Raw genomic sequence first — 11,744 nt, 5'->3', positions numbered from 1 at the left:
TGAGTGAAGCCAGAGTGTCGGGATGATCGGGTCCTAGGGCGCGGATGCGGTTTTCAAGGTTGTGCTCGTACAGGGCGATGGCCTTGTCGAGCCTGCCCGCGTCCCGTAAGACGCTGGCGAGGTAGTTGCGTGCGGCCAGGGTGCTGAGGTGATCGGGGCCTAGGAACCGGAGCCTATTGATTAGGTTTTGGTTGAGCAGTTCAAGGGCGTCTTGGAGTCTGCCTGCTGCGTGGTAGGCGTTTGCCAGGTTATTGAGTGAAGCCAGAGTGTCGGGATGATCGGGTCCCAAGATACGGGTACGGTCGGCGAGGATCTGTTCGTACAGGGTGATGGTTTCGTGGAGTCTTCCTGCTTCTTGGTAAGCGCCAGCGAGGTTGTTGCGGAAGGTGAGAGTGCCGGGGTGGTGGGGTCCCAGAATTCGTTCGGAATCCTCGAGGTTTTTCTCATATAGGGTGATTGCCTCCTCGAGTCTACCCATCTCTTGTTGAGTGCCGGCGAGGTTATTGCGCGAGGTCAGGATGTCGGGGTGATTGGGGTCCAGGATGCGGATGCGATCAGTGAGAACTTGCTCGAACAGAGACGCGGCGCCTTCGAGATCACCCCTGTCCCGACTGGCATTGGCGAGCGTGTTGAGTGAGGTCAAAGTGGCTGGATCTGTGCTTCCAAGTAGTTTTCTGGAGTGCTTGAGGTTCTTTTGTACTAACGCGACGGCCTTTTCTGTCTGGCCTTCTAATAGGTAGGCGTCGGCGAGGCTGTTGCGTGAGGTGATGATATCAGGGTGGTCTACCCCTAGTGTGTCACTGGCTTTAGTGAGTGGATTAATTAGGGTGAGTGCGACTTGATGCATGCCGAGTTGCCATGCTTTTTTAAGGGTTCTTGCGAGTATTGTGGCGATGGTGGGGTTGGTGAATAAAGGAAGTGAGTGTTCTTGGGATGCGATGGTACTCAATTGGTCGATAAGGTCCTGTGTCTCTTGCTGTTCTTTTTCTGGACTGTCTTGAGTGTGTGTGCTAATGCTCTCCAGTACACTTATTGCCACGGAAGCAACGGCATTCATTTCTGTTTCCATGCTGAGGTGGTTCTCTCTGAAAACTCGCCCTTGAAGTTGATGAATTAGGGTCTTCTTGCCATCCGCCGAGATTTGACATACTGAGGAGTTTAATAGTGCACTGAGAGACTTCTTGGCGTTCTCTGTGTCGTTATAGTCTTCCAGCCATGCGGTAGGTACCCCTGGCGCTGCGAGCAGAGATAGTGTGCCTATCTGATGGATTGACAATTGTCCCTGCGTGGAGTTTTTCTTCTTGATACTGTCTATCGTTGCTTTACATGCAAGCCATAAAACCGTGCTGATTCTTTCTGGGTAATACTCGCCTTCTTGTTTACTAATAGTATCTGCTAGTGGAAGACTGTTTAGGCTGCGAAGGTATTCAGTGAGAGTGGATCTCAAATTACGGGCTGTTGTGGCGGCTTGAGTTATGGCGACAGGAAGGTCTCCAAGTGTGCTTGCAATTTGGTTGGCTGCGTCGCGATTAGTATCGCCAGTGCGTTCGCAGAGGAGGGTGATCGACTGGTCTCTTTCAAAGACGCCGACTGTGATTGGGTGCCATCCGAGACTGTCCCAGTCGAGGTGGCGTGTCGTGGTGATGATGACCCGGACTCCTTTACCCTCAGGGGTGAGGTCTTTCAGGTCGTCGAGGTTCTCTACGTTGTCGAATATGAAAAGACGGTCAGCCGCTTCTGCTGAGCGCAACCTATTCAGGAAGCGTCGAGCAGTGAAATCCGGTGTTTTGTCGTGTGGAGCGTCGATCCCGGTCAGTGTGGCGAGTTCATAGAGAGTGGCAATGAGTTTCTTACGTGACGCCGCGTCGATCCAGGCGACTATGGGCCATTCCTCGTCCTCGCACTTGGCGGCAATCATGGCTGCCAGCTGAGTCTTGCCGCTCCCTTTCATTCCCGTTAATACAGTGCGAGGCTCGTTGTGGGAGAAGACGGCGTCGACGAGTTGATTCTGCGCTGCTCGTGGAACGAAGTTGATGGTAACCATAGGGCGGCTGCCGAACCGAATCTGTGTGGGGATGGCGTGTAGTTGAGCGCGTGTGTTTTGGATGCTGTCGATAATCCTGTCCAAGCGCTCGTAAGTTTTCGCGTACTGATCTAGCAGTCGTTCCTGCCCGACAAGTAGCTGTTCCTGGCCTGCGAGTAGCTGCTTGAGCGCGGCGATGTCGAAACCGCGTGAGCCTGGTGCGAGATGGCTGAACTCTTCGGCGACGATGCGGTTCAGGTCATTGAAGAAGGGCTCGGCTGCTGCCTCGACGTTCTGGCGGTGGCCCGCCGTCCGCCGTCGGAGGTAGGTCTCGAAGTTGTCCGGGAACCGTACCGCTTCAAGGACTGTGGCGTTGTCCCCGCTGATCTCTTTGAGCGCCACCTCCATCTCAGTGACGGCTCCAGCCAGGGCGGATTGAGTGACGCTGGTCCGCTCGTACCGTTCGCTGGCGGCATCCACCTGCTTCTGAAGTCGGGCCTTGATTGACGCCTCCAGCGGATTCTCCTGCCCACCTCGCCCCTGTTGCAGACGTCTCAGGCTGCGCCATGCGTTGAGGGCCTCGCCTGGCAGTGACGCCGCGCTGCTCCACGAAGGATCAACGGCCACAGCGGCTCCTCGCATGAGCAGCCCGGTGATGCTGGCAGACAGGACAGCGAGGGAGAGGGGATCGGCCATGCCGCTATCGTACAGGCGGTCAGTGGCGTCGAAGCAGAATTCTTACGGCGTCCCGAAGAGCTTCTCCGCATCCTCAATTTTTCCAGCGGCGCGATAGGCGCTGGCGAGGTTGCCGCGCGAGGTGAGGGTGACAGGGTGAGCAGGTCCCAGGGTGCGGGTGCGGTCCTCGAGGGTCTGCTCGAACAGGGGGATGGCCTCGTCGAGCCTGCCCGCATCCCGGTAGACGCCGGCGAGTCTGTGGCGTGAAGCCAAGGTTTCAGGGTGGTCGAGGCTCAGGGTGCGGGCGACGTCGTCGAGGTTCTGCTCGAAGAGGGGGATAGCCTCGTCGAGCCTGCCTGCATCCCGGTAGACGCCGGCGAGCGTGGCGCGCGAGGCCAAGGTCTCAGGATGGTCGGGACCCGAGAGGCGGGTGAAGTCGGTGAGGTTCTGCTCGAACAGGGGGATGGCTTCGTCTACTCTGCCCGCGTCCCGGTAGGCGCCGGCGAGGCGGTGGCGTGATGCCAAGGTTTCGGGATGGTTGAGGCCCAGGACGCGGCTGACATCGTCGAGGTTCTCCTGGTAAAGGGGGATGGCTTCGTTGAGCCTGCCCGCATCCCGGTAGGTAGCGGCGAGGTTGTTACGTGCGGCCGAGGCGCCGGGGCTGTCGGGGCCCATGATGCGCATGGCGTCTGCGACGATCTGCTGTTTCAGGGTGATGGCTTCGTCGAATCTGCCCGCTTCCCAGTAGATGTCGGCGAGATGGTCACGTGAGGTGAGGGTGCTGCGGTGGTCGGGGCCCAACACGCGGCTACGGCCGCAGAAAACCTGCTCGTACAGGGTGATGGCCTCGTCGAGCCTGCCGGCTGTCTGGTAGGCGCCGGCGAGGTTGAAACGTGAGGTCAGGGTGCTGGGATGGTCGGGGCCCAGGACGCGGACGGAGTCCTCGAGAGTCTGCTCGTACAGGGCGATGGCCTGTCGAGCCTGCCGCTCGCCCGGTAGGCGCCGGGGAGGCTGTTGCGTGAAGCCAGGGTACCGGGGTGGTGGGGACCCAAAGCGTCGCAGGCCCGGGTTACCGAGTCAGTGAGACCAAGGGCTAGCTGCGACATCCCAAGGCTGGTCGCGTCGTGCAGTGTCTCGGCGAGCTTTGACGACACCCCTGGCTCAGAAAACAATGACTGAGAGTAGTCCTGTGATGTGACTGAGAGAAACTGCTCGATGAGATGGTGGGTCTCGTGTCGCCGCTGTTCACCATCCTCTAGGCTGTCAACGTCAATCCCGCGGAGAACTGATGTGGCGCACGTACGCGCCTCACCAAGATTCTTCTGGTCATCCAGGTAGGTTTTCTTGTACACGTGTCCCTGGAGCCGGTGAATAATGGTCTTCTCGCCGTCGCTGGATTCATGGATGACGGAAGCACTCTTCAGAACAGACAGAGTGTCGCGTACTGCCTCGGAGTCGCCGTCGAGCCTCGAGAGCCAGTGAGTCGGCACTCCGGAAGCAGCCAGGAGGGACAGCGCGCCGAGGAGCGATACGGCGATCCTCTCCCGCTGAGGGTGCGTGGTTCTGAGCTGCTCCAAGACCTGTTCATAAGCCATGAGCAGAGCGGTGCCGACGGCGTCCGGGTAGTTATCACCCTCGAGGCGACTGACGCGTGAATCGAGCGGGTGATGACTCAGCCTGTCAAGGTAGCCGGATAAGGCGTATCCACCCTGTTGTGCTGTCGCAGCGGCTTGGGCTATGGCGACGGGCAGGTCGCCAAGCGCATCCGCGATCCGGCCAGCAGCTTCGCGGTGAGTGTCGCCAGTGTGCTCGCACAGGAGGGAGATCGACTGCTCCCGATCGAAGGTGCCCACCGTCAACCGCAGCCACCCCAGGCCGTCCCCGTCGAGATGCCCCGTGGTGGTGACGAGGGTCCGAACTCCAGCACCCTCGGGGATGAGGCCTCTCAGGTCGTCGGGATTCTCCACGTTGTCGAAGACGAAGAGGCGGTCCGCCGCCTCTGCTGAGCGCAGCCGATCCAGGAGGCGCCGAACAATGACCTCCAGAGGAATGTTCTTCGGTGCGTTGACACCGACCCGCAGTGCGAGCTCGTAGAGACCGGCAAGGATCTCCTTACGTGAGGCCGCATGAACCCACGCCACCAGGGGCCAGCCCTCCTCCTCGCACCTGGCCGCAACCGCAGCGGCCAGCTGAGTCTTGCCGCTTCCCCGCACCCCTGTCAGAACTGTGCGAGGCTCGGCGCGAGCGAGGACGGCGTCGAAGAGCTCATCCTGCCCCTGCCGCTTGACGAAACCTGTGGCGATTGCGGGACGACTTCCGAATCGAATGTGCGTGGGAGAAGCGGGTGGGTGGCGAGTGGTCATGCTGCGGATCTCCCCGATGTCCTTCGTCGTCGTCCTCAGCGGCTCATGAGTCTGCGCTTACCCCAGGGGTGGCCGCGCCGCCTATCGTACAAGCGGACGACGACGCTGGAACAGGAATCGTACGGCGTCGGAGCCCGACGCTGAGGACCACAGAAATCACGTGGGGCAACGGAGAAATCCGTTGCCCCACGTGAAGAATGCCGGCGGAGATGAATTGAGCCCGGCGGCAAGGGCTCCGTCAGGCGGCGATGGTGCCGGCGGAGACCAGGGCGATGATGATGAGGCCCAGCAGCACTCGGTAGACGAGGAAGGACGTGAACTTGTTGGAGGACACGAAGCGCAGCAGCCAGGCAATGGTCGCGTAGGCGACAACACCGGAGACGACGGTCGCGACAATGGTGGGCGTCCAGCCCACGGTGTTACTGATGGTGCTGGCCTCCGTTGCGGCCTCCAGCAGTCCGGCCGCGACCAGGGATGGGATGCCCATGTAGAAGGACAGGCGCGTGGCCGTCACCCGGTCGAACTTGAGAAACAGGCCGGCGGAGATCGTCGCCCCGGAGCGGGAGATGCCGGGGAACACCGGGGCCAGGGCCTGGAAGGCACCGATGATGAGGGCGTCCTTGACGGTCACGTCCTTCATGCCCTTGGTGAGGTTCTGCTGGCGGTCGGCAATCCACATGGCCCCCGACCAGATGATGAGGGCCCCAGCGATCACCCACAGGGAGCGGACCGGCCCCTCGATGAAGTCCTTGAACAGCAGTCCGACGGCGGCCACCGGGATCGATCCCAGGATGATGCCCCAGCCGAGCGTGTAGTCGGGGTCCTGGCGGGCCTGCTGGTTGCTCAGACCCCTGAACCAGGCGGTGACGATGCGGACGATGTCGGCCCAGAAGTAGATGATGGCGGCGATGATCGCACCGACCTGGATGACGGCGGTGAAGGCGGTCATGCCTGCGGAGTTGATCTCGTAGCCGAGCAGCTTCTCGACGATGTTGAGGTGCCCGGTGGAGGACACCGGGAGGAACTCGGTGATGCCCTCGACGATGCCGAGGAGGATGGCGTGCAGCCAGTTCAAAGGGACTCCTGGGGTGGATGGATGGTGGACTCACGGCAGGTTACCGGCGCACGAGGTGGGGAAACGGCCGGGTCACTGTGGTACCCGCCGCAGCGGTGGCGGTTCAGCCGCGCGGCGACACCGGGGCAAACGCCCAACTCTGTGGCCGCATATCAGTTTGTGTCCCTTTTATAACGTCGGATGCGGGACAAGTCCAGCCCGTGCGGCCCCGGCGTGTGGCCCCGAGGAGCGGCTGCTTCCGTCGTGCGGTGCCCAGTAGCGCCCCGCCCTCGTGCAGCGTGGGCTAGCCCTTACCTAAGGTGTCCTGGCTCACTTTTGTGCGTTTTAGATCTTTTAGATCATTTATAACTTCGGGGTGCACTGACGTCCAGCAGAAGTGAACGTCGGCTCAACCCGGGGTCGCTCAGTCCGTCTCGGCGCTCAGGTGGTGCAGGGCGACGTCGTGCAGCAGCGAGTTCGTGGCCACCGCGTTGCCCCCGAAGGGGCCGGGCTCGCCGTCCAGGGAGGTGAAGCGTCCGCCCGCCTCGGTGACCACGGGCACGAGCGCCGCCATGTCGTAGAGCTCGAGCTCGGGCTCGGCGGCCAGGTCCACGGCGCCCTCGGCCACGAGCATGTAGGACCAGAAGTCCCCGTAGGCGCGGGTGCGCCAGCACGACTGCATGAGCCCCAGCATCCCGCGCAGCCGCTTGGTCTGCGCCCACCCCGACAGCGAGGAGTAGGACATCGAGGCCCGGGAGAGGTCGTCGACGCCGGACACCGACAGCCGCCGCGCCGAGCTCAGGGAACGTCCGGTCCAGGCCCCGCCGCCGGACACGGCCCACCAGCGCCTCCCCAGCGCGGGGGCCGAGACCAGCCCGACGACGCACTGGCCATCCTCGATGAGGCCGATGAGCGTGGCCCACACCGGCACGCCCCGCACGAAGTTCTTGGTCCCGTCGATCGGGTCGATGACCCACTGGCGTGAGGAGTGCCCGGTGGTGGGCAGCTCCTCGCCCAGGACGGAGTCGCGCCCGCGCGCCCGCCCCAGCTGTTCGCGGATGACGCGCTCGGCCTCCTTGTCGGCCTCGGTGACCGGCGTGAGGTCCGACTTGGTCTCCACGGTGAAGTTGCCGGCGTCGAAACGGGCCTGGGTGAGGCTGTCCACCTTGTTGGCGATCGTGTGAGCCAGGTGCAGGTCGTCGCGCCAGCGCCGCTGCTTGGCCGGGGGAGCCGTCAGTGCGGGCGGCGCCGCTGCCGGTGAGGGCGCCGCGGGCGGTTCCGGAAAGACGGGGCGCTGTGGGCGGGGAGTCTCGCTCATGGCACCACGGTAACGGGGGAGCGGGCTCGGTGAGACCCCACCGTCGTCGGGCGCGCCACCCGGCAGGCCGCCCGGCGCGTGTCGAGCCGTTACCTCGCCGTGAGATTCCAGGTGACGTCAGAGGTGCGGTGGAGGTGTGGGCGAGAGGTGGGTTTTTCTCGTTATATTGCGGAAGAACGGTGTCGGTCATCGCACGGATAGGTGCCTTCGATTTGGCGGCCCGTTACTGGTTCGTTACGCTGGCGAGTATGACCCAACCCGGGAGGCTCAATGCAGCATAATGCCGGTTTTACCAGGGATGACGTCGTCACAGCGGCCCTTGAGATCGGTGTGGACCGGTTCACGATGGGTAAGGTGGCGCGTCGGCTCGGGGTGAGCGCGGCTGATCTGGGACGCACCGTCAGCTCGCGCGACGACCTGCTCGTGGCCTGCCTGGAGCGTGTGTCCGCCGACGCCACACTGCCCCCCACCGGCCTGAGCTGGCAGGACTACCTGCGCCGGCTCTCCGACTCGCTGTGGGACCTGCTCGACGCCCATCCCGGCCTGGACCACACCCTCATCAACCTGGCCTGGGCCTACGTGCCCTTCATGTCTGTGGCCAAGCGCGCCCACAACGCCCTCGTCTCCGGTGGCCTGCGCAGCGAGGACGCCTACCTGGCACTCAACTACACCCTCTCGACGGTTCTGACCGCCCACCAGCAGGCGGTCGCCATGGCCGAGACCGTCGAGTCCGACCGTCAGCCGGGCCGGAGCGAGCGCGGCATCGACGTCGCCACCCGCATGTGGGACGAGCGCTTCGGCGACTCGAACGCCGCCCTGGGCATGCGTGGGCCCAATGAGCTGCACAGTGGCGACGACGCCGACCGCGTCCCCTTCCGCCCCAAGGAGTCCTGGCTGGACCGCGGTGCGATGGCTCCCAAGCTGGAGGTCATCATCGGCGGCTTCTCCAGCCTGAGCGACGTCCTGTCCGGCGCCGGGAGTCCCGGCGCCTCACGGGGGCCATCCCCCGCCTCACAGTCCAACGACACCAGGGAGTCCTCCGTGAACACTCTCGTCCTCGTCTTCCATCCCAACATCTCCGAGTCCCGGGTCAACAAGGCCCTGGGGGCCGCGGCGGAGTCGCTCGGCGGCAACATCACCGTGCGCTACATGTACGACCTCTACCCCGACTTCAACATCGATGTGGCCACCGAGCAGGCGGCTCTGCTGGGTGCCGACCGCATCGTGCTGCAGTACCCCATGTACTGGCTCTCCTGCCCGCCCCTGCTCAAGAAGTGGCTCGACGACGTCCTCACCTTCGGCTGGGCCTACGGCTCGACCGGCACTGCCCTGCACGGCAAGGAGCTCCTCCTGGCCGTCAGTGTTGGCGGCGCCGGCAGCGCCTACGGCCGCGAGGGCGCGCACATCTACACGATTCACGAGTTCCTGCGGCCCATGCAGGGAACCTCGCGAGTCATTGGCACCAAGTACGCGGTGCCCTTCCTGTCGGTGGGCGCCCTGGAGATCACCGATGAGGCCATCGCCCGTCGGGCGCAGGACTACGCCGCGGTCCTCCAGACCCCCGAGCTTCCGCTGCTCGACATCTTCGGCTGAGGCGCTTTACGTCCCTGAGCCTGCTGGGTCCCCGTCGGCGCGATGGCCGGCGGGGACCCGGCGTATCTGTGGGGAGCGCCGTAGGATTTCGGCATGGTTGAGATCGTCGCGTACCGGCCGGAGCAGCGTCAGGTGCTGCTGGACCTGTCCCTGCGCGCCTGGGCTCCGGTCTTCCCACTCATGGAGCAGGACGTGCCCGCCTTCGTCTACCGCTCCTTCTATCCTGAGGGCTGGCGGCAGCGACAGTTCTCCGATCTTGCCGAGGTCCTCGACGGCGAGCCCGACGGCGTCGACGTCGCCGTTCTTGACGGTCGCCCGGTGGGCTGGGTGTGTACCCGGTTGCATCCCGAGGACAGGATGGGGGAGGTCTATATCGTCGTCGTCGACCCCGACTACCAGCGTCGCAGCATCGGACGGGCCCTCATGGACCACTCCATGGAGCGGGCCCGGGCGGCCGGGATGGCCATGGTGATGGTGGAGACCGGTGGGGACCTGGGGCACGCCCCGGCCCGTGCCACCTACGAGGGGCTCGGCTTCCGGCGCTGGCCGGTGGCGCGTTACTTCAAGGACCTGACCGACGGCGACTGAGGCGCCCGTGAGACGCCCCGAGGGCCCAGGCCGGCGAACCCGGCCTGGGCCCTCGGGCATGTGGACGCTGCCTGCTGGCGGAGTCAGCCGCGGCGGTCCAGAACCGGCAGGTTCGTGGACTGCAGGGTGGCGGCGTAGTCCTCGGCCCGCTGAGCCAGGGCCTCATCGGTGATGGTGAGGATCCCGGTGGTGGTGAAAGGCACCAGGTAGGTCATCTGGACCATGTTGGCCGTCGCCTGGAGGGGGCGCAGCAGCTCGGTGAGCGTGTAGCCGTAGGAGGACTCGTGGCTGTAGGCCTCGCCGGGGCCACCGGTGCTCACGGCCACGAGCAGCTCCTTGCCGGCCAGGGCCTTTCCGGTGGAGCCGTAGGCCCACCCGTAGAGGAGCACGTCGTCCTGCCACTGCTTGAGCAGGGCGGGGGTGGAGTACCAGTACATGGGGAACTGGAGGACGACCCGGTCGGCGGCCTCCAGGGCGGCCTGCTCGGCGGCGACGTCGACCTTCTGGTCGGGGTAGATGTCGTACATGTAGCGCACGGTGACGTCGTTACCGAGGGTCTCGGCCTTGGCCGCCAGGGGCCGGTTGGCGCGCGAGGCGGACATGTCGGGGTGGAAGACGAGAACGAGGGTCTTCATGAATGCTCCTGTTGTCAGACGGTGATGGTGGGGGTGTGCGGCTCGGATCAGGGCTCCAGGAGCACCTTGATGGCGCGGCGCTCGTCCATGGCCTTGTAGGCCTCGGGGGCCTCCTCCAGGGGCAGGCGCAGGGTGAAGACCTTACCGGGGTTGATGTCGCGCTTGAGGATGCGGTCGATGAGGTCGGGCAGGAAGCGGCGCACGGGCGCGGGGCCGCCCAGCATGTGGATCTCGGCGAAGAAGAGATGGTCCCCGGGCAGGGAGACGCCGTGCGCCACGCCCACGTAGCCCAGGTGCCCGCCGGGGCGGCAGGAGGCGATGGCCTGCATCATCGAGGTCTGGTTGCCCACGGCCTCGACGACGCCGTGAGCGCCGTAGCCGCCGGTGAGCTCTTTGACCTTCGCGGCGCCCTCGTCGCCACGCTCGGCGATGATGACGTCGGCGCCGAACTCGCGGGCGAGCGCCGCCCGGTCCTCGTAGCGGGAGAAGATGATGACCTTCTCAGCCCCCAGGGCCTTGGCGGCCAGGACGGCGGACAGGCCCACGGCGCCGTCGCCGACCACCGCGATGGTCTTGCCGGGGCCGGCCTGGGCAGCGACGGCCCCGAACCAGCCGGTTCCCAGGACGTCTGAGGCGGCCAGCAGTGAGGCGATGATCTCGGGGTCCTCGGGCTTGCCGCCGGGAACGACGACGAGCGTCCCGTCGGCCAGGGCCACGCGCGTGTACTCGGCCTGGGTGTCCCCGATGAACCCACCGTTGGCGCAGCGCGACTGGAAGCCGTCCTCGCAGATTTCGCAGGTGTTGTCGCTCAGGCAGAAGGAGCCGACGACGAAGTCGCCGACCTTGACGTTCTTGACCTCGTCGCCGACCTCGACGACGGTGCCCACGTACTCGTGGCCCATGGGGCGGGCCTTCTCCAGGGGGGAGATACCCCGGTAGGGCCATAGGTCCGAGCCGCACACGCAGGCGGCCTCGAGCTTGACGACAGCGTCGGTGGGCTCGATGACGTGGGGGACCTCGCGGTCCTCGACACGGACGTCGCCGGCGGCGCGCAAGACGACGCCGCGCATGGTGGTGGGCAGGGCGGGAGCAGAAGCAGTCAAAGGTAGGTCCTCACATCAGTGCGGGTTGATATGTGAAGACTAGGCGCGGGCCTCGGCGCAGGTCCACCGCTTGGCAGGTTCTGTCAGGGCCACCCAGCGGGGCCGCGAGGGGTCGGTCTTGGTTCGTGAGGTTGGTGTGTTTCGGCCCGAGCGCGGGCGAAGACCGGTGCCGGTGAGCGGGCAGCGAGGCTCGCAGGCGGTCGGGGATGATCGCGCTCGGCCGAAGCCGGGGTGCGGGCGGCGCCGTTTCCTATCTGGTCTCGCCGCCCGACGCCGTGTCCCGGGTCTTGCGCGGAAGCGGCAGAACCAGCGGGGGCCCGGTGAGCGGGGCGGAGATGACCTGGACCGCGGGGCCGAGTGGACTGCTAGGTGTTTTTCGGACAGTACTTGTT

At 64.7% G+C, this 11,744-nt stretch carries 7 protein-coding genes and 1 pseudogene; 2 read left to right on the top strand and 6 right to left on the bottom strand.

Annotated features, from left to right (window positions below):
• The 4 genes and pseudogenes from HMPREF2883_RS09750 to hisN all read right to left on the bottom strand — a co-directional run.
• Nucleotides 1-2,719 (bottom strand): tetratricopeptide repeat protein (locus tag HMPREF2883_RS09750; protein WP_070661656.1); only part of this gene is annotated, 2,719 nt, incomplete at its 3' end.
• 42 nt (nt 2,720-2,761) lie between these two features.
• Nucleotides 2,762-5,061, bottom strand: a pseudogene (locus HMPREF2883_RS15885) (tetratricopeptide repeat protein).
• 238 nt (nt 5,062-5,299) lie between these two features.
• Nucleotides 5,300-6,136 (bottom strand): undecaprenyl-diphosphate phosphatase, encoded by an 837-nt coding sequence (locus HMPREF2883_RS09740; protein WP_070661654.1) that lies wholly within the window; start codon nt 6,134-6,136, stop codon nt 5,300-5,302.
• A 403-nt stretch (nt 6,137-6,539) separates the two neighbouring features.
• Nucleotides 6,540-7,433 (bottom strand): histidinol-phosphatase, encoded by an 894-nt coding sequence (gene hisN / locus HMPREF2883_RS09735; protein WP_070661652.1) that lies wholly within the window; start codon nt 7,431-7,433, stop codon nt 6,540-6,542.
• Between the two features lie 270 nt (nt 7,434-7,703).
• Between hisN and HMPREF2883_RS15880 the strand changes: the two genes are divergently transcribed.
• The gene (locus HMPREF2883_RS15880) at nt 7,704-9,026 is read left to right on the top strand and encodes an NAD(P)H-dependent oxidoreductase (RefSeq protein ID WP_176747200.1); all 1,323 of its coding nucleotides are present in this window, start codon (nt 7,704-7,706) and stop codon (nt 9,024-9,026) included.
• A 93-nt stretch (nt 9,027-9,119) separates the two neighbouring features.
• Nucleotides 9,120-9,614 (top strand): GNAT family N-acetyltransferase, encoded by a 495-nt coding sequence (locus HMPREF2883_RS09725; protein WP_070661650.1) that lies wholly within the window; start codon nt 9,120-9,122, stop codon nt 9,612-9,614.
• Between the two features lie 83 nt (nt 9,615-9,697).
• Here HMPREF2883_RS09725 and HMPREF2883_RS09720 read toward each other — a convergent pair whose 3' ends face one another.
• Nucleotides 9,698-10,249: an NAD(P)H-dependent oxidoreductase gene (locus tag HMPREF2883_RS09720; protein WP_070661647.1), complete on the bottom strand. Its 552-nt coding sequence runs from the start codon at nt 10,247-10,249 to the stop codon at nt 9,698-9,700.
• Between the two features lie 47 nt (nt 10,250-10,296).
• On the bottom strand, nt 10,297-11,319 hold the full coding sequence (locus HMPREF2883_RS09715; protein ID WP_070661658.1) for a zinc-dependent alcohol dehydrogenase family protein: 1,023 nt from the start codon (nt 11,317-11,319) through the stop codon (nt 10,297-10,299).
• Nucleotides 11,320-11,744 lie beyond the last annotated feature (425 nt).

The organism is Actinomyces sp. HMSC075C01, assembly GCF_001812965.1.
In the GTDB taxonomy this organism is placed as follows: domain Bacteria; phylum Actinomycetota; class Actinomycetes; order Actinomycetales; family Actinomycetaceae; genus Actinomyces; species Actinomyces acetigenes.
Note: the sequence above shows the minus strand (reverse complement) of the source record. Positions and strands in the feature narration are given on the sequence as shown.

Bases quoted from the DNA above. Each gene is read 5' to 3' on its own strand.
- HMPREF2883_RS09720 (WP_070661647.1), bottom strand. From the start codon at position 10,249: ATGAAGACCCTCGTTCTCGTCTTCCACCCCGACATGTCCGCCTCGCGC.
- HMPREF2883_RS09725 (WP_070661650.1), top strand. From the start codon at position 9,120: ATGGTTGAGATCGTCGCGTACCGGCCGGAGCAGCGTCAGGTGCTGCTG.
- HMPREF2883_RS09715 (WP_070661658.1), bottom strand. From the start codon at position 11,319: ATGCGCGGCGTCGTCTTGCGCGCCGCCGGCGACGTCCGTGTCGAGGAC.
- hisN (WP_070661652.1), bottom strand. From the start codon at position 7,433: ATGAGCGAGACTCCCCGCCCACAGCGCCCCGTCTTTCCGGAACCGCCC.
- HMPREF2883_RS15880 (WP_176747200.1), top strand. From the start codon at position 7,704: ATGCAGCATAATGCCGGTTTTACCAGGGATGACGTCGTCACAGCGGCC.